12 protein-coding genes, 3 tRNA genes and 1 pseudogene are annotated in these 17,105 nt (G+C 71.9%); 8 read left to right on the plus strand and 8 right to left on the minus strand.

Annotated elements, in window-relative coordinates:
* Positions 1-36: 36 nt before the first annotated feature.
* The gene (locus tag AB0I73_RS00335) at positions 37-435 is read left to right on the plus strand and encodes an FAD-dependent oxidoreductase (protein ID WP_363032581.1); all 399 of its coding nucleotides are present in this window, start codon (positions 37-39) and stop codon (positions 433-435) included.
* Here AB0I73_RS00335 and AB0I73_RS00340 read toward each other — a convergent pair.
* The 4 genes from AB0I73_RS00340 to AB0I73_RS00355 form a co-directional block, all read right to left on the minus strand.
* Positions 398-2,200, minus strand: a complete 1,803-nt coding sequence (locus AB0I73_RS00340; protein ID WP_363032217.1) for a sodium:proton antiporter — start codon at positions 2,198-2,200, stop codon at positions 398-400. The two genes, AB0I73_RS00335 and AB0I73_RS00340, sit on opposite strands and share 38 nt — an antisense overlap.
* Positions 2,201-2,839: 639 nt before the next feature.
* Positions 2,840-2,916: transfer RNA gene (locus AB0I73_RS00345), tRNA-Ile, on the minus strand.
* Positions 2,917-3,104: 188 nt separating this feature from the next.
* A tRNA-Asn gene (locus AB0I73_RS00350) sits at positions 3,105-3,177 on the minus strand.
* Positions 3,178-3,182: 5 nt separating this feature from the next.
* Positions 3,183-3,255 (minus strand) — tRNA-Asn (locus tag AB0I73_RS00355).
* Between the two features lie 180 nt (positions 3,256-3,435).
* Between AB0I73_RS00355 and AB0I73_RS00360 the strand changes: the two genes are divergently transcribed.
* The 4 genes from AB0I73_RS00360 to AB0I73_RS00375 all read left to right on the plus strand — a co-directional run bounded on the left by AB0I73_RS00360 (position 3,436) and on the right by AB0I73_RS00375 (position 9,107).
* Positions 3,436-3,741, plus strand: a complete 306-nt coding sequence (locus AB0I73_RS00360; protein WP_363032219.1) for a YtxH domain-containing protein — start codon at positions 3,436-3,438, stop codon at positions 3,739-3,741.
* A 61-nt stretch (positions 3,742-3,802) separates the two neighbouring features.
* Positions 3,803-5,257 carry an FGGY family carbohydrate kinase gene (locus tag AB0I73_RS00365; RefSeq protein WP_109378810.1) on the plus strand — a complete coding sequence of 485 codons (1,455 nt, stop codon included), beginning with the start codon at positions 3,803-3,805 and terminating at the stop codon, positions 5,255-5,257.
* A gap of 173 nt (positions 5,258-5,430) precedes the next feature.
* Positions 5,431-7,164, plus strand: coding sequence for an ABC transporter ATP-binding protein (locus tag AB0I73_RS00370; RefSeq protein WP_363032221.1), 1,734 nt, complete (start codon positions 5,431-5,433; stop codon positions 7,162-7,164).
* On the plus strand, positions 7,164-9,107 hold the full coding sequence (locus AB0I73_RS00375) for an ABC transporter ATP-binding protein (RefSeq protein ID WP_363032223.1): 1,944 nt from the start codon (positions 7,164-7,166) through the stop codon (positions 9,105-9,107). The genes AB0I73_RS00370 and AB0I73_RS00375 overlap by 1 nt, the downstream gene beginning before the upstream one ends.
* A gap of 200 nt (positions 9,108-9,307) precedes the next feature.
* Here the strand turns inward: AB0I73_RS00375 and AB0I73_RS00380 are convergent, their stop codons facing one another.
* The 4 genes from AB0I73_RS00380 to AB0I73_RS00395 all read right to left on the minus strand — a co-directional run bounded on the left by AB0I73_RS00380 (position 9,308) and on the right by AB0I73_RS00395 (position 15,371).
* Entirely contained in the window at positions 9,308-10,582 is a 1,275-nt protein-coding gene (locus tag AB0I73_RS00380; protein WP_363032225.1) for a sigma-70 family RNA polymerase sigma factor, read from the minus strand.
* Positions 10,583-10,674: 92 nt separating this feature from the next.
* Positions 10,675-12,606, minus strand: a complete 1,932-nt coding sequence (gene dnaG, locus AB0I73_RS00385; RefSeq protein ID WP_363032227.1) for a DNA primase — start codon at positions 12,604-12,606, stop codon at positions 10,675-10,677.
* Positions 12,607-12,659: 53 nt separating this feature from the next.
* The gene (locus AB0I73_RS00390) at positions 12,660-13,925 is read right to left on the minus strand and encodes an FAD-dependent oxidoreductase (RefSeq protein WP_363032229.1); all 1,266 of its coding nucleotides are present in this window, start codon (positions 13,923-13,925) and stop codon (positions 12,660-12,662) included.
* A 111-nt stretch (positions 13,926-14,036) separates the two neighbouring features.
* Positions 14,037-15,371 carry a deoxyguanosinetriphosphate triphosphohydrolase gene (locus AB0I73_RS00395; RefSeq protein ID WP_363032231.1) on the minus strand — a complete coding sequence of 445 codons (1,335 nt, stop codon included), beginning with the start codon at positions 15,369-15,371 and terminating at the stop codon, positions 14,037-14,039.
* Positions 15,372-15,665: 294 nt separating this feature from the next.
* Here AB0I73_RS00395 and AB0I73_RS00400 point away from each other — a divergent pair, with 294 nt between their 5' ends.
* From AB0I73_RS00400 to AB0I73_RS00410, 3 genes and pseudogenes are all read left to right on the plus strand, one after another.
* The gene (locus tag AB0I73_RS00400) at positions 15,666-16,400 is read left to right on the plus strand and encodes an ElyC/SanA/YdcF family protein (RefSeq protein WP_363032233.1); all 735 of its coding nucleotides are present in this window, start codon (positions 15,666-15,668) and stop codon (positions 16,398-16,400) included.
* Positions 16,401-16,450: 50 nt separating this feature from the next.
* Positions 16,451-16,657, plus strand: coding sequence for a hypothetical protein (locus tag AB0I73_RS00405; protein WP_363032235.1), 207 nt, complete (start codon positions 16,451-16,453; stop codon positions 16,655-16,657).
* 113 nt (positions 16,658-16,770) lie between these two features.
* A pseudogene (locus tag AB0I73_RS00410) lies at positions 16,771-17,072 on the plus strand (nitrite reductase); the annotation flags it as partial.
* Positions 17,073-17,105: the final 33 nt, after the last annotated feature.

Below are 17,105 nucleotides of genomic sequence, written 5' to 3' on the forward strand. Positions count from 1 at the left end.
TCCCCGGTGCAGGACCACGTCACGCCCCGCAGGGTGGTGGTCCTCGGCGGAGGGCCCGCCGGGCTGTTCGCCGCTCGTGCCCTGCGGCGGTCACCGGTCGCGGTGACCGTGGTCGGCCGCCGCGCGCACCACCTCTTCCAGCCGCTGCTCCACCGGTGCGCCTCCGGCATCCTGTCCGAGGGGCAGATCGCGCAACCGCTCCGCTGGGTCCTGCGTCGTCACCACAACGTGAGCCGCCCGCTCGCCGAGGCCACCGACGTGGATGTCAGAACCCGGCTGGTCCACGCCCGACGGCCCGGCCGCCGACGGTCCGCGGGCCGCCACCCGTACGGCGCACCGGCGAAAGGCCGCAGGCCCGCCGCGGCCGGGCTCCGGCCGCGGCGGGCCTGCCCTCGCCTCATCCGGAGACGGGTCCGGGAGGCTCCTGAGGGGTAGCGGGGTGATCCGGTACGAACCCGATCATGACAGCGACGTCACCGGGCTGCGGTGTGGGTGTGCCACCGCCGTCGGCGGGCACCAGTCGGCCCCCGGGACGCACCAGGAGCAGCATGTCGTGCTGGTGCGGGACCGTGCCGTCGAAAGGCCGCGCCACGATACGGGCCCCCTGTGCGTACCGCTGGGAGACGGCGAGACGGGTGAGTTCCGGAGCGAGCAGGGTCTCACCACTGCCGTAGGGGGCGACGACTCCGTACTCGCGACTGCGCGGTCCGAGGCGGTAGACCGGAACATTTCCGCCGCGGCGCAGCACCGTTGCCGCCAAGGCGTTGAAATCGTCTTCGTCCGTGAGGAGCAGCACCGAGGTGATGCCTTCGAGCCGGGCGCCGCGTCCGGTGGCCGCTGCCAGCAGCTCTCCAGGGGCCAGTTCCAGTCCTGCTTCCCGGATGTGCCCGCGCTGTTCCTCGGAGCTCGCCCACATCAGCACCTCCAGCCCCGCCGAGCGCAGTGCGCGCCCGAGAGCCACCGTCCACGGATCACCGCCGACCAGCAGGGGCCGGGCGCGGGTGGAGCGGGTGACACCCAGGCGCCGGGCCACGGGTACCGCGGTCAGGCCGTAGAGCGTCACGGTCGCGGCGATCACCAGGAACGCGACCGGGAGGATCTTCGAAGCCCCGTCGACACCGGCCGCGACGAGACCGACGGAGAAGGTCGACGCGTTGGCCGCGGCCACGATGCCGCGCGGGGCCATCCACGCGAGGAAGCCGCGCTCGCCGCGTGTGAGGCCCGTGCCGAGCGTGGCCGACCACACCGCGAGCGGACGCGTGAGCAGGACGAGGACCGCGACGATGCCGAGTGTCGGAAGGACCACACCGCTCAGGGAGTCCGGGGTGACCGTGGAGGAGATGGAGACGAACAGCAACCCGATGACCAGCTGGACCAGCGTCTCGAGGAAGGGACGGCGCTCGGGCATGTCGAAGCCGGGCAGGTAGGTCACCGCGAGGCCCATGAGGATGGCGGCGATGAGCCCGGTGTCGTCACGGACCATGTCGCAGGCCGCGGCCACCGCGATCACCGTGGCCAGCTGTCCGGTGGCGGCGAGCACCTCACCGGGTCGGAGCTCGACCAGCAGCAGCCACAGCAGCGCCGTGCCCACCACGGCTCCCGCCAGACCGACCCCGACGCTGACCGCGAACTGCACCGCCCCACTGCCGAAGTGCCTGTGGTGGCTGTGCTCCAGGACGGCGGCGAAGACGAGGGCCCCCAGAATGGCCCCCACCGGGTCCACCAGGGAGCCCTCCCAGGCGAGGATCCGCTGGAGCCGGTCGGTCGGCCGGACGAAGGCGAGCAGCGGCCCGACGACCGTCGGCCCGGAGACCACGAGGATCGCCCCGAGCATCGCCGCCGCGTCGACGGACATCCCCAGCAACGGCCCGGCGAGCAGCGCGACGGTCACCCATGACAGGACCACGCCGGCCACGATCAGCCTGACCACGATGCGGCGCGTCCGCCCCCGGAGCTTGCGCGGGTCGAGCCCGAGCCCGGCCTCGTACAGGATCACCGCCACGGCGAGCGACACCAGGGGCTCGAAGGCCGCACCCAGCAGCCGGTCGGGGTGGATGTCGTCGGTCAGGGCGCCCGCGACGAAACCCGCCGGGAGCAGGATGATCAGCGCCGGAACCCGCACACGTGCGGCAACCACCTGGGAGCCGACCGCGAGTACGAACGTCAGGCCCACGCCGAAGAGGATCTCGTCAGTCGTCACCGCTCGCCCTTCTCCCCACCTCCCACCACCGCTGTCGCCACCGTCCGCGTCCCATGGTCACCCAGCGAGGAGCCACCCGCCTCCCCTGCGCTCCCACGCCGTGTCACCGGCTCTTCCGCGCGCCGATGAGGACCGTGGGGCAGGTCGAACACCCGCAGCGCTTCCAGGGAGCGGACCGGCACCGCCAGCAGCGCGCGGGCTTCACCGGTCGCGCAGCGCCGTCATCCGCCAGGTCCGTATCCGCGCTTCGCCGGCGGGAACGGTGACGGCGGCATCGCCGGGCGTCCGCCCCCGCCTGACATCCGCCGAAGCGAGGAACTCGGCCTGCCGGATTGCGAGTGCAGGGCACTGCGGTAGAGCTCCGGCACCGACGTGCTGTCCCGGGGACGGTGATCGCGACAGCGTGACGCAGCGAAGAGGCGGAGAGCAGCCCTCTCGGTCCCTTTCCCCATACCGATGTCCTCGCAGTGCCCTCACACTGCGGCTCTTACGCGATACGTTCGGCCCGCCGTGGCTCGCACCAGCTGTGCCGCTACCGCGTCCGTACAGGTCGAACGGGCGTCAGCCGACGCAAGGACCGGGTGAAAGTGACGCTCCGTCACCTCGAAAGGAACGTTTCCGCAGACCAAGGGCCTGCTTTGGTGGGGCGGGTGGGACTCGAACCCACGGCCGACGGATTATGAGTCCGTTGCTCTAACCGGCTGAGCTACCGCCCCATAGCGGCGTGTCGCGCACAGGTGTGCGTGCCGTCTGCCGCAGCATAGCCGCTCATACGATCTCCTGCCTCAATGATCGACTGGGCACGGCCTTCGTGACCATGAGGACTGCTTCCAGTCCCGCACGGTTCCCCCCGAGCAGCGAACAGGCATGAAAAAGGACCCCTGAGGGGTCCTCGTTCAGCGTGCTCCCCCGACTGGACTCGAACCAGTAACCTGCCGGTTAACAGCCGGCTGCTCTGCCAATTGAGCTACGGAGGACCGAGCTCCCCCGACTGGACTCGAACCAGTAACCTGCCGGTTAACAGCCGGCTGCTCTGCCAATTGAGCTACGGAGGAATGCCTCGTTGCATCGAACGCACCTCCCTGGGTATCCGCCAGAGGGCGCGCGCTCGCTGCGACACATACATTAGCGCAAGCAGGGGGGTGCTTTGCCAATCGGTACTCCCCGGCGTCGTCGCCGCGCCGAAGACCTGTGCTGTCCGGCACACAGTCCTACACGAGGGAAGGGTGGCCGCCATGCGTTACCGGCTCACGTTCGTCGCCGGAGTCGTCCTGGGTTACGTGCTGGGCACGAGGGCCGGGCGCGAACGCTACGAGCAGTTGAAGAAGTCCGCGCGGCAGTTCGCGCAGAACCCCGCCGTGCGCAACACCGCGGAGACCGCGGCGCAGCAGGGCCGCGACATCGCGGGCAAGGCGTACCACGTGGTGAGCGACAAGGTCGGGGACCGGATGCCCGACTCGGTGGCGCAGCGGGTACGCGCCCTGCGCGAGCGCACCACGCAGGGCGCCGACGAGGACGACTGGGGCACCAGCAACACCTGAGGCCCGCGATGCGACACGGGTCCTGAGTCGTGATGTCGCCGGGTACGGCAGAATTTCGGCCATGGGGATAGTCGCCGGGTTGGACAGTGCGCCCGATTTCACTCGTATCGTCGTCTGTGACGCGGACACCGGAACCGTGCTCAAACAGGGGTACGCGCCACATCCGGTGGAGAACCCCCAGGGCACGGGCCGTCCGTCCGACGTCGACCCGCAGGCCTGGCTGTACTCGCTGGGCGAGGCGGCGGGCGGCGGGTTGCTGGAGGGCGTGCAGGCCATCGGGGTCTCCGCGCAGGCGAACGCGCTGGTGCCGCTGGACGCCCAGGGCAACACCGTGCGGCCCGCCATGGTCGGCGCCGACAAGCGGACCCAGGTCGCCGCGGCCGATCTGATCGACGCGCTCGGCGGCCGGGAGGCGTGGGCGCAGGCGGTGGGGTGTGTGCCGCAGGCCGCGCACCCGGTGACCAAGCTGCGCTGGCTGGCCCGCACCGAGCCCGAGAACGCGGCGCGCACCGCCGTGCTGCTGCAGGCGCACGACTGGCTGGTGTGGCAGCTCCTCGGCCGTCCGGTGCGCCGGACCACCGACCGGGGCGGGGCCTCCGGCACCGGCTACTGGGCGGCGGCGACCGGCGGTTACCGGCCCGACCTCGTGGAGCTGGCGCTCGGGCACCAGACCATGCTGCCGGAGGTGATCGGCCCGGCCGACGCCGCCGGCGCGACACCGGAGGGGCTGCTGATCTCGGCCGGCACCGGGGAGACGATGGCGGCGGCGTTCGGGCTCGGGATCGGGCTGGGCGACGCGGTCGTCTCGCTGGGCGCCTCCGGGTCCGTCATGGCCGTCCACCCCGAGGCCCTCTACGACCCCAACGGCATGATCACCGCGTTGGCGGACGCCACCGGGATGCATCTGCCGGTCGTCACCACGCTGAACGCCGTACGGACCCTGCGCGGGACGGCGGAGCTGCTCGGGCTGCCCGATCTGGAGAGCCTGTCCGACCTCGCGATGAAGTCGACACCGGGTTCGCACGGGCTGGTGCTGCTGCCCTACCTGGAGGGCGAGCGGACGCCGAACCTGCCGCACACCGCCGGGACCCTGGTGGGGCTGCGGCGGGAGTCGATGAAGCCGGAGCACCTGGCGCGGGCCGCGTTCGAGGGCATGCTGTGCGGGCTCGCGGACGCGCTGGACGTCCTGCGCGGCCGGGGCGTGGAGGTCCGGCGGGTGTTCCTGCTGGGGCAGGCCGCGGAACTGCCCGCGGTGCAGGCGGCGGCGCCCGCGCTGTTCGGGGCGCAGGTGGTGGTGCCGCAGCCCGCGGACTACGCGGCGATCGGCTCCGCCCGGCAGGCGGCCTGGGCGCTCGGGGTGTCCCAGGGCACCCTCGACCCGCGTACGCCGCCGCTCTGGCAGGGGGCGGCGGCGCAGGTGCTGGAGCCCGGCGAGGACCTGGCGGTGGGCCAGGCGGTGCGCCAGCAGTTCGTGTCGGTGCGCGAGCAGACCCACCCGGGGGCGTTCCGGACCTGAACGCGAGCCGGAGGTCCGCGTCATGAGGTTCGCGTCATGAGGTTCGCGTCATGAGGTTCGCGTCATGAGCACGCGTGGCGGATTAAATTCACTTGAGGTAACGCCGGTGGGGTGTCCGACGATAGGGGCCAGGGGCAACCGATCGCTCCCGCCGACCAGCCGAGAGATTCAGCGTGCTCATACGACTTCTACGGACCCACCTCGGGCCGTACAAGAGACCCATCGTCCTCCTGGTGCTCCTGCAGTTCCTGCAGACCTGCGCCACGCTCTACCTGCCCACCCTCAACGCCGACATCATCGACGACGGTGTCGTCAAGGGGGACACCGGTTACATCCTGTCCGCCGGCGCCCTGATGATCGGCATCTCGCTGACGCAGGTCGTCTGCAACATCGGTGCCGTGTACTACGGCGCCCGGACCGCCGCGTCCCTGGGACGGGACGTGCGGGGGGCCGTGTTCGACCGGGTGCAGTCGTTCTCCGCGCGTGAGCTCGGTCACTTCGGCGCGCCCTCGCTGATCACCCGCACGACGAACGACGTCCAGCAGGTGCAGATGCTGGTGCTGATGTCGTTCACCCTGATGGTGTCGGCACCGATCATGTGTGTGGGCGGCATCGTGATGGCGCTCGGTCTGGACGTTCCTCTGTCCGGGGTGCTGGTGGCGGTGGTACCGGTGCTGGGGATCTGCGTGACGCTGATCGTCCGGCGGCTGCGTCCGCTGTTCCGGGCCATGCAGGAGCGGCTCGACACGGTGAACCGGGTGCTGCGCGAGCAGATCACCGGCAACCGGGTGATCCGGGCGTTCGTCCGGGACGCGTACGAGCAGCGGCGGTTCGAGAAGGCCAACGCCGAGCTGACCGAGGTGTCGCTGGGCGCCGGCAATCTGCTGGCGCTGATGTTCCCCGTGGTGATGACGGTGGTGAACCTGTCGTCGATCGCGGTGGTGTGGTTCGGTGCGCACCGGATCGACAGCGGCGGGATGCAGATCGGCGATCTGACCGCGTTCCTCGCCTATCTGATGCAGATCGTCATGTCGGTGATGATGGCCACCTTCATGTTCATGATGGTGCCGCGGGCCGAGGTGTGCGCGGAGCGCATCCAGGAGGTGCTGGACACCTCCTCGAGTGTGGTGCCGCCCACCGAGCCCGTCACCGAGCTGCGCCGGCACGGTCATCTGGAGATCCGGGGCGGCGGCTTCTCCTATCCGGGGGCCGAGGAGCCGGTGCTGAAGTCGGTCGACCTGGTGGCCCGCCCCGGTGAGGTCACCGCCGTCATCGGTTCGACCGGCAGCGGCAAGTCCACCCTGCTCGGGCTGGTCCCCCGGCTGTTCGACGCGACCGAGGGCGAGGTGCTGGTGAACGGCGTGCCCGTCGCGGACCTCGACCCGGCGCTGCTGGCGAGGACGGTGGGGATGGTGCCGCAGAAGCCGTACCTGTTCGCGGGGACGGTGGCGACCAACCTGCGGTACGGCGATCCGGACGCCACCGACGCGGAGCTGTGGCACGCGCTGGAGGTCGCACAGGCCAAGGAGTTCGTCGAGCGGCTGGAGGGCGGGCTCGACGCGCCGATCGCACAGGGCGGGACCAATGTGTCCGGCGGTCAGCGCCAGCGCCTGGCGATCGCGCGGACGCTGGTGCGGCGCCCGGAGATCTACCTCTTCGACGACTCCTTCTCCGCACTCGACTACGCCACCGACGCGGCCCTGCGCGCGGCGCTGGCCGAGGAGACCGCCGAGGCGACGGTGGTGATCGTCGCCCAGCGGGTGGCGACCATCCGGGACGCCGACCGGATCGTGGTCCTGGACGAGGGCCGGATCGTCGGCACCGGCCGGCATCACGAACTGATGGCGGACAACGAGACCTACCGGGAGATCGTGCTCTCCCAGCTGACGGAAGCGGAGGCCGCCTGATGGCGGGAGCATCGCGGATGATGGCCGGGGGCGGCCCCGACCAGCAGTCGCTGAACTTCAAGGAGTCGGGCAGACGGCTCGTCGCCCGGTTCAAGCCGGAACGCCTGACCCTCTGCGTGCTGCTGGCCTGCACGGTGCTGAGCGTGGGCCTCAGCGTGGTCGGGCCGAAGATCCTCGGCCGGGCCACCGACCTGGTCTTCGAGGGCGTCGTCGGACGGGACATGCCGTCCGGGGCCACCAAGGAGCAGGTGCTCGACGCGATGCGGGCGCGCGGTGAGGGCGATGTCGCCGACATGCTCCGCGGCACCGACTTCACCCCGGGCCACGGCATCGACTTCACCGCCGTGGGCGGTGTCCTCGGGCTCGCGCTGGCGGTGTTCGGGGTCGCCGGTCTGCTGATGGCGGTGGCGACGCGGCTGGTGAACGGGGCCGTGAACCGCACCATGTACCGGATGCGCGAGGACGTGCAGGCGAAGCTGTCGCGGCTGCCGCTGTCGTACTTCGACAAGCGGCAGCGCGGTGAGGTGCTGAGCCGGGCGACCAACGACATCGACAACCTCGGGCAGACGCTCCAGCAGACGATGGGCCAGCTGATCAACTCGCTGCTGACCATCGTCGGTGTGCTGGCGATGATGTTCTACGTCTCCTGGATCCTCGCGCTGGTCGCGCTGGTCACCGTGCCGCTGTCGTTCGTGGTCGCCACCCGCGTGGGCAAGCGGTCGCAGCCGCACTTCGTGCAGCAGTGGCGTACGACCGGAACGCTCAACGCGCACATCGAGGAGATGTACACCGGGCACACCCTGGTGAAGGTGTTCGGGCGGCAGGAGGAGTCGGCGAAGCAGTTCGCCGAGCAGAACGACGCGCTGTACGAGGCCGGTTTCAAGGCGCAGTTCAACAGCGGCATCATGCAGCCGCTGATGCTCTTCGTGTCGAACCTCAACTACGTGCTGGTGGCGGTCGTCGGCGGACTGCGGGTCGCGTCGGGTTCGCTGTCCATCGGTGACGTGCAGGCGTTCATCCAGTACTCGCGGCAGTTCTCGATGCCGCTGACGCAGGTCGCCTCGATGGCGAACCTGGTGCAGTCGGGTGTCGCGTCGGCCGAGCGGGTCTTCGAACTGCTGGACGCCGAGGAGCAGTCGGCCGACGTCTCGCCGGCCGAGAGGCCGGCCGAGCCGCGCGGGCGGGTGGCGCTGGAGCACGTGGCGTTCCGCTACGACCCCGAGAAACCGCTGATCGAGGACCTGTCGCTGACGGTCGAGCCGGGGCACACGGTGGCCATCGTCGGCCCGACCGGCGCCGGCAAGACGACGCTGGTCAACCTGCTGATGCGGTTCTACGAGGTGTCCGGCGGGCGCATCACGCTCGACGGCGTCGACATAGCGCGCATGTCCCGGGACGAGCTGCGCGCCGGGATCGGCATGGTGCTCCAGGACACCTGGCTGTTCGGCGGCACCATCGCGGAGAACATCGCCTACGGGGCCGCGCGCGAGGTCACCCGCGGCGAGATCGAGGAGGCGGCGCGGGCGGCCCACGCCGACCGGTTCATCCGCACCCTGCCCGACGGGTACGACACGGTGCTCGCCGACGAGGGTGCCGAGGGCGGCGAGGGCAGTGGGGTCAGCGCGGGGGAGAAGCAGCTCATCACCATCGCGCGGGCGTTCCTGTCCGATCCGGTGATCCTGGTGCTGGACGAGGCGACGAGTTCCGTGGACACCCGCACCGAGGTGCTGATCCAGAAGGCGATGGCCAAACTGGCGCACGGGCGTACGTCGTTCGTCATCGCGCACCGGCTCTCCACGATCCGGGACGCGGACACGATCCTCGTCATGGAGAACGGCGCGATCGTGGAGCAGGGCTCGCATCAGGAGCTGCTGGCCGCGGACGGGGCGTACGCCCGGCTGTACAAGGCCCAGTTCGCGCAGGCGGTCGCGGAGGTGGACTGACTCTCCTCGCCCCCGCCGCCCCTGACCCCGCTCCTCGAACTCCGGAGGGGCTGATTTCAGCCCGTCCGGAGTTCGAGGACGAGGCCCGCAGGGCCGAAGGGGGGTCCGGGGGCGCAGCCCCCAGGGACGATGGGGGTCCCCCCTGCTCGAGCGAAGCCGAGAGCTTGGGGGAGGGAAGGGGCGGCGGGGGCGAAAGAAGCTCAGTCCAGGTAGCCGCGCAGCTGGTCGGCGAAAGCGTGGTCCCTCAGTTTGTTCAGGGTCTTGGACTCGATCTGGCGTATGCGTTCCCGCGTCACGCCGAAGATGCGGCCTATCTCCTCCAGCGTGCGCGGGCGCCCGTCGACCAGCCCGTACCGCAGCTGGACGACCTTGCGCTCCCGCTCCCCCAGCGTCGACAGCACCGCCTCCAGGTGCTCCCGGAGCAGCAGGAACGCGGCCGACTCGACGGGGCTCGTGGCGTCGCCGTCCTCGATGAGGTCGCCGAGGGCCACGTCGTCCTCCTCGCCCACCGGGGCGTGCAGGGAGACCGGTTCCTGGGCGAGCCGCAGCACCTCGCCGACCCGCTCGGGGGCCAGGTCGAGGTGGTCGGCGACCTCGCTCGCGGTCGGTTCGTAGCCGCGTTCCTGCAGCATGCGCCGCTGGACGCGGACGACGCGGTTGATGAGCTCGACGACGTGCACGGGGACGCGGATGGTGCGGGCCTGGTCGGCCAGCGCGCGGGACATGGCCTGGCGGATCCACCAGGTGGCGTAGGTGGAGAACTTGTAGCCGCGCGCGTAGTCGAACTTCTCCACGGCCCGGATCAGACCGAGGTTGCCCTCCTGCACCAGGTCCAGCATGGTCAGCCCGCGGCCCACGTACCGTTTGGCGACGGAGACGACGAGCCGCAGATTGGCCTCGATCAGCCGCCGCTTGGCCATCCGGCCCATGACGACGAGCCGGTCCAGGTCGAGGGCGAGGCTGCTGTCCAGGTCGGGGGTGCGGCGCAGCTTCTCCTCGGCGAACAGCCCGGCCTCGACCCGGCGGGCGAGTTCGACCTCCTCGGCCGCGGTGAGCAGGGGGATGCGGCCGATCTCCCGCAGGTACTGGCGGAACAGGTCCGAGGAGGGGCTGCCGGACTCGGTGCGCGCCGGTGGCGGGGCCGGCTCGACCTGCTCGGCCGGCCCGAGCGCCGCGGACGGCGGTTCGGGCTCCGTCTCGGGGTGGCGCGCGGGCCGGCTCTGCGCGGGCATGGCCACCAGGACGTCCGCCTCCGGCTGCGCGCCGACCGTGCTCGTGTCGGTCCGGGGGAAGCTCTGGATCTGGGTCTGCACGGGGGCGACCTCCAGGATGATCGCTGCCGGGGAGGGCGGCAGCGGTACTTCGGGAGCGGAGTCGGCGGCCTCGCCGCTGTCCGTCCCGTACGCGATGAGCGGGGCCGCGGGGGTCCCGGACCCGTCGAGGACGGGTCGGCCGCGCTCCGAGGACTCAGGCACCGCACCCCAGTGTGGGGTACGACACATCGCCCCCACGAGGGGCGTGCGATGACTTTTTGCGTCCGCGCGGTGACCCGGCGGTCACATCCCGTCTACAGGGCCGCCGCGCCGTGCTCGCGCAAGGACTGGTCGTACTGCTGGAGGACCCACAGTTCGTTCTGCACGGAGGCCAGTTCGGCGGGGTCGCCCTGGGAGGCGAGGCGGGTCAGCCGGCCGGCGATCTCGCGGACGCGGCGCTCGACGGCACGGCGGCGGACGGTGACCAGCTGGGCGCCCGCGTAGTTCTCGTCGACCTCCTTGACGCCCCGGTGCAGCATGATCGCCTCGACGGCGAGTTCGGTGACCATGGCGCGGACGGTGTCGTCGGGGGCGGCGTCGCGGACCCGGATCAGGTACTCCTGCGGGTCCTGGGCGCCGTACTCCGCGCCGCCCGCCTCCAGGACGGCCTGGCGCACGGCCGCGTAGACCGGGGCGGTGAACTCGTCGACGCCGTAGGCGTCGAAGGCCGGGGAGACCAGCGCGGGGTGCTGGAGGGCGAGCTTGAGCAGTTCCCGCTCGGTGGCGAAGACGGGGTTGCGGAGGTTGAGGGCGGGGCCCCGCGCGGGTGCGGGTGCCGGGCCGGAGGCGTACTGCTGCGGGCCGGCGCCGTCGCGCTGCTGCCGGTCGGGGGCGGGGCCCTTGCCGCCGCGGTCGCGGGCCCAGCGGGCGAGCTGCGCCACCCGCTTGACCACGAACTGGGTGTCGAGGATGCCGAGCATGCCGGCGAGCTGGACGGCGACCTCGTGCTGGGCGCCGCTGTTCTTGATGCGGGCGACGACCGGGGCGGCCTCGTCGAGGGCGGCGGCGCGGCCGGCCGGGGTGTCCAGGTCGTAGCGGTTCACGATGTGGCGGAGCGCGAACTCGAAGAGCGGGGTGCGGGGTTCGGTGAGGTCGGCGACCGCGTCGTCACCCTTGGCCAGGCGCAGGTCGCAGGGGTCCATGCCGTCGGGCGCGATGGCGATGTAGGTCTCGGCGGCGAACTTCTGGTCGTCCTCGAAGGCGCGCAGGGCCGCCTTCTGGCCGGCCGCGTCACCGTCGAAGGTGAAGATCACCCGGGCCGAGCCGTTGTCCATCAGCAGCCGGCGCAGGATCTTGATGTGGTCGTTGCCGAAGGCGGTGCCGCAGGTCGCGATGGCGGTGGTGACGCCGGCCAGGTGGCAGGCCATGACGTCGGTGTAGCCCTCGACGACGACCGCGCGGGACGACTTGGCGATGTCCTTCTTCGCCAGGTCGATGCCGTACAGCACCTGGGACTTCTTGTAGATCGCCGTCTCGGGGGTGTTGAGGTACTTGGGCCCGTTGTCCGCCTCGTAGAGCTTGCGGGCGCCGAAGCCGACGACCTCGCCGCCGATGTCGCGGATGGGCCACATCAGCCGGCCGCGGAAGCGGTCGATGGGGCCGCGGCGGCCCTCCTGGGACAGGCCGGAGAGCAGCAGCTCCTTGTCGGTGAAGCCCTTGCCGCGCAGGAAGCGGGTGAGGTGGTCCCAGCCCTGGGGGCTGTAGCCGACGGAGAAGTGCCGGGCGGCCTCCTGGTCGAAGCCCCGCTCGGCGAGGAAGGTGCGGCCGGTGTCCGCCTCGGGGGAGGTCGCGAGCTGCTCCACGTACCAGTCGGCGGCGATCCGGTGGGCCTCGATCAGGCGGATGCGCTCGCCGCGCTGGTGGGCCGGGTTGTACCCGCCCTCCTCGTAGCGCAGGGTGATGCCGGCCTGGGCGGCGAGGCGTTCGACCGCCTCGGAGAAGGAGAGGTGGTCGACCTTCATCACGAACGTGATGGTGTCGCCGCCCTCCTGGCAGCCGAAGCAGTGGAAGAGGCCCTTGCTCGGGCTCACCTGGAAGGACGGCGACTTCTCGTCGTGGAACGGGCACAGGCCCTTGAGGTTGCCGCCGCCGGCGCCGCGCAGCTGGAGGTACTCGGACACCACGGCGTCGATCGGGACCGCGTCCCGTACCGCCTTCACGTCCTCGTCGTTGATCCGTCCAGCCACGCTGGAAGTCTACGGTGGTCCGCCGGGAGCCGGGTCCGAGGCGTCCGCCCCGGTCAGGGGGCGAGGCTTTCCAGCGGGACGTGCGGGTCGGCCAGGGCGTCCGTGTCCACCGGGGTCCGGGAGCGGATCAGCCGCTGGATCGGGTCCGTGACGTCCCACACGTTGACGTTCATCCCGGCCAGCACCCTACCCTCCCCCACCCAGAACGCGATGAACTCCCGCTTGCCCGAGTCGCCCCGGATCACGACCTGGTCGTAGGAGCCCGGGGGTGCCCAGCCGGAGTACTCCATCCCCAGGTCGTACTGGTCGCTGAAGAAGTACGGCACCCTGTCGTACGTGACCTCCCGGCCGAGCATGGCGCGGGCCGCGGCCGGGCCGCCGTTGAGGGCGTTGGCCCAGTGCTCGACGCGCATCCGGGTGCCGAACAGGGCGTGCGGGAAGGAGGCGACGTCACCGGCCGCGTGGATGTCCGGGTCGGAGGTGCGCAGCCGCTCGTCGACCAGGATGCCGCCGCCGTCCGCGCGGTCGGCGATCTCCAGGCCCGCCGCCCGGGCGAGGCCGGTGCGCGGGGCGGCGCCGATCGCCGCGAGGACGGCGTGCGCCGGGTGCTCCTCGCCGTCGTCGGTGCGGGCGGCGAGGACCATGCCGTCCTGCCCGGTGATCTCGGTGAGGGTGGCGCCGAAGTGGAAGCGGACGCCGTGCTCGCTGTGCAGGTCGGCGAAGAGCTGGCCGAGCTCGGGGCCGAGGACCGAGTGCAGCGGGGTCTGCCCCCGGTGCACGACGGTGACCTCCGCGCCGTACTCGCGGGCCGCCGCCGCGACCTCCAGGCCGATCCAGCCGCCGCCGGCGATCACCAGGTGGCCGTTGTCACGGCCGAGGGAGGTCAGGACGCCCCTGAGGCGTTCGGCGTGCGCGAGGCGGCGCAGGTGGTGGACGCCGGCCAGGCCGGTGCCCGGGATGTCCAGGCGGCGGGGCTCGGCGCCGTTGGCCAGCAGCAGTTTGTCGTAGCGGACGGTGGTGCCGTCCTCGCCGAAGCGGACGGTCTTCGCCGCGCGGTCGACGGCGTCGACGGTCTGGCCGAGGTGCAGCTCGACGTCGTGGCGCGCGTACCAGGCGGGCTCGTGCACGAAGACGCTGTCGCGTTCCTCCTTGCCGAGGAGGTAGCCCTTGGACAGGGGCGGTCGCTCGTACGGGTGGTCGCGTTCGTCGCAGATCAGCAGGACACGGCCGGTGAAGCCCTCCGTTCGCAGCGTTTCGGCCGCTTTCGCACCGGCCAGTCCGCCTCCGACGATGACGAATGTCTGATCCGCGTCGACCACGTGATGCCTCCTCTTCAGGGTGCCGCCACCTGTGAGCGTCCCGCACACCGGGTGGTGCGGGAAGGGGGAGTGACCCGATCAGGCCACGGACGGTCACCTTCGGGCTCCTCCTCAACCCTGCCCCGTCAGACGGGTGTGAAGCGAGCGGGCCGAGGCGTCGGTGAGGGACGCGATCTGGTCGACGATCACCCGTTTGCGGGCGCGGTCGTCCGGGGCCCGTGCGAACAGCGTGCGGAACTGCGGGTCCAGGCCGTCGGGAGCGCGGGCGGTGAGCGCCTCGGCCAGTTCGGCGACGACGACCCGCTGGTCGGCGCGGAGCAGTTCCTGCTCGGCGCGCTGCATGACGTACCGGTCGGCCACCGCCTTGAGGACGGCGCACTCCATCCGGGTCCCCCGGGGGACGACGAGCTCGGCTCCGTAGCGGGTGAGGCGGCCGCTGCCGAACCTCTGCCGGGTGGCGCCCTCGGCGGCGAGGCAGAAGCGGCCGATGAGCTGGCTGGTGGCGTCCTTGAGGCGGGCCTGGGCGACCGCGGTGCCGTCGTAGCCGTGCGGCCACCACTCCTGGGCGAGGAGCCGGTCGAGCGCCTCGGCGAGTTCCGCCGGATCGGTGCCGGGGTCGGTGTAGCGGCCGACGGCGACGGCGAAGACCGCCTGCCGCTCGGGCTCGGCGTGCAGGAGGTTGGGGTCGATGTGGCCGGCGTGCAGGCCGTCCTCCACGTCGTGCACCGAGTAGGCCACGTCGTCGGCCCAGTCCATGACCTGGGCCTCGAAGCAGACGCGGTCCTCGGGGGCGCCCTCGCGGAGCCAGTCGAAGACGGGGCGGTCGTCCTCGTAGACGCCGAACTTCGGGGAGGCCGGGTCGGTGGGGTGGCCCCCGCGGGGCCAGGGGTACTTGGTGGCGGCGTCGAGGGCGGCGCGGGTGAGGTTGAGGCCGACGGAACCTTCGGGGGTGAACCGTTTGGGTTCGATGCGGGTGAGGAGGCGGAGCGACTGGGCGTTGCCCTCGAAGCCGCCGCAGTCCTCGGCGAACTCGTTCAGCGCCTGTTCGCCGTTGTGGCCGAAGGGCGGATGGCCCAGATCGTGGGAGAGGCAGGCGGCCTCCACGAGGTCCGGGTCGCAGCCGAGGGCCGCACCGAGCTCCCGGCCCACCTGGGCGCACTCGAGGGAGTGGGTGAGGCGGGTGCGGGGGCTGGCGTCCCAGACCGCGTCGGCCGCTCCGGGGGTGACGACCTGGGTCTTGCCGGCCAGGCGGCGCAGGGCCGCCGAATGCAGCACGCGTGCGCGGTCGCGCTGGAAGGCGGTACGCCCGGGGCGCTTGTCGGGTTCGGCGGCCCAGCGGGCGAGCGAGGCCGGCGTGTAGCCGGGGGGCGGGGTGTGGTTCCGCCGCGCCTGTTCTTGCGTCTGCGCTGCGGGGTCGGTGGGGACGGGGGTGCCGGTGCCTGCCATGTTCCGACACTACGGCCACCCGGTGACAGCGGGCGCGACGGCCCGGGTCCGCCCGTACGGCGTCGGGCAGCCGGGGCGGGCTCGTCGGCGCGGGGGCGGGGGCCGTCCGGGCCTGGTCGTGGCAGTGGGGGAGAAGGGCCACGGCAGGCCCGCGCCCGGCGTGAGCCCGTCCGAGCCACTGCTCCCCCTCCCCTCCCCCGCTCACCGTGAAGCCGATCACAGGGCGCGGCTGAACCGGAGGGCGTGCCGATGCGTCTCCGATGTCGAGGACCGACCGGGGAGGGTGCCCGTCCGATGCTTGACCTGTTGCGCCGCGTGAGGACCCGCGGGTTCCGCCGACCGCGCCTGCTGCACCTGCCGCGCACCCGTACCGGCCGGCGGCGGCTGGTGCGGGCGGGGATGGCGGCGTGCGTCCTGGCGCTGCTGCCGGCGACGTGGATGCACCTGGCGGCGGACGGCCGCCTGCGCACCACCGCCGACGTGCCCCGCACGGACGTCGCCGTGGTCTTCGGCGCGGGCCTGTGGGACGGGGAGCCGTCGCCGTATCTCGCACGCCGACTGAACGCGGCGGCCGAGCTCTACCGGACGGGCCGGATCGAGGTGGTCCTGGTCACCGGCGACAACAGCCGTGAGGAGTACGACGAGCCGGACGCGATGCGCGCCTATCTGACCCGGCACGGCGTGCCCGGCACACGGATCGTCAGCGATTACGCGGGCTTCGACACCTGGGACTCCTGCGTCCGCGCGAAGAAGATCTTCGGCGTGGACCGGGCCGTGCTGATCAGCCAGGGCTTCCACATCCGCCGCGCGGTCACGCTGTGCCGGGCGGCCGGTGTCTCCTCGTACGGCGTCGGTGTCGACGACCGGCACGACGTCACCTGGTACTACGGGGGCGTCCGGGAGATCTTCGCCGCGGGCAAGGCGGCGGCGGACGCGGCGTTCCGTCCGGACCCGCACTTCCTCGGGCCGAGGGAGCCGGGGGTGGAGCGGGCACTCGACGGCATCGACGCCCCGTCGCCCGCACGGTGACCGCGTCGTGTCGAGACCGCGTCACGTCGATGGCGCAGTATGTTCGCGCCATGGCGGACACGACACGGATCACGGTCGCTCTCTCGACCGAGCAGGTCGCCGAAGCGGTGGCCCGTCGACTGCGACACCGGTTGCTCGGTACTGATCTGGTGCGCCATCAGGAAGAGCACGGGGCCTTCACCGAGAAAGAGCAGGCCGAGGCTCACTCCCGAACCTTCGGGACGACCGGCACCGCCCGTCGGCATCTGAACGGATGACACCCGCACCGCGTCCCCGGTGTGCAACCGGGGGCGGTGCGGGGCGTAACACGTGGGGTGCAGGCTGGGCGGTACGGAGAGTTCCAGGACGCCCACACTGCCCGTACTGCGCCCTGCGGTGCGGAACGAACCTGACGTCGGCCCCGGACGGGACGGCCGTCGAGGTGCGGAAACGGGCGGACTTTCCGGTGGACCGGGGGGCGCTGTGCGGGAAGGGGCGTACGGCCCCCGCCGTGCTGTCGTCGAGCGTGCGGCCGGCCTCGCCGCTGGTGCGGTCCGGAGTGGGTGTGCTGGGGGGCGGGTGTGCTGGGGGGCGACCTCCTGGGAGGAGGCGCTGGAGCGGGTCGCCGAGGGGCTGGGGCGGACGCGGGCGGAGCATGGGGCGGGCGCGGTCGGGGTGTTCGGCGGAGCCGGGCGGTGGCGCCGGCGCGGATCACCACCGCGATCC

Source organism: Streptomyces sp. NPDC050388 (genome assembly GCF_040655635.1).
Classification (GTDB): domain Bacteria; phylum Actinomycetota; class Actinomycetes; order Streptomycetales; family Streptomycetaceae; genus Streptomyces.

What these genes read in the sequence shown, in the direction of transcription:
- AB0I73_RS00360 (WP_363032219.1), top strand. Translation starts at nt 3,436, where the DNA reads ATGCGTTACCGGCTCACGTTCGTCGCCGGAGTCGTCCTGGGTTACGTG.
- AB0I73_RS00365 (WP_109378810.1), top strand. Translation starts at nt 3,803, where the DNA reads ATGGGGATAGTCGCCGGGTTGGACAGTGCGCCCGATTTCACTCGTATC.
- AB0I73_RS00375 (WP_363032223.1), top strand. Translation starts at nt 7,164, where the DNA reads ATGGCGGGAGCATCGCGGATGATGGCCGGGGGCGGCCCCGACCAGCAG.
- AB0I73_RS00395 (WP_363032231.1), bottom strand. Translation starts at nt 15,371, where the DNA reads ATGGCAGGCACCGGCACCCCCGTCCCCACCGACCCCGCAGCGCAGACG.
- AB0I73_RS00400 (WP_363032233.1), top strand. Translation starts at nt 15,666, where the DNA reads ATGCTTGACCTGTTGCGCCGCGTGAGGACCCGCGGGTTCCGCCGACCG.
- AB0I73_RS00405 (WP_363032235.1), top strand. Translation starts at nt 16,451, where the DNA reads ATGGCGGACACGACACGGATCACGGTCGCTCTCTCGACCGAGCAGGTC.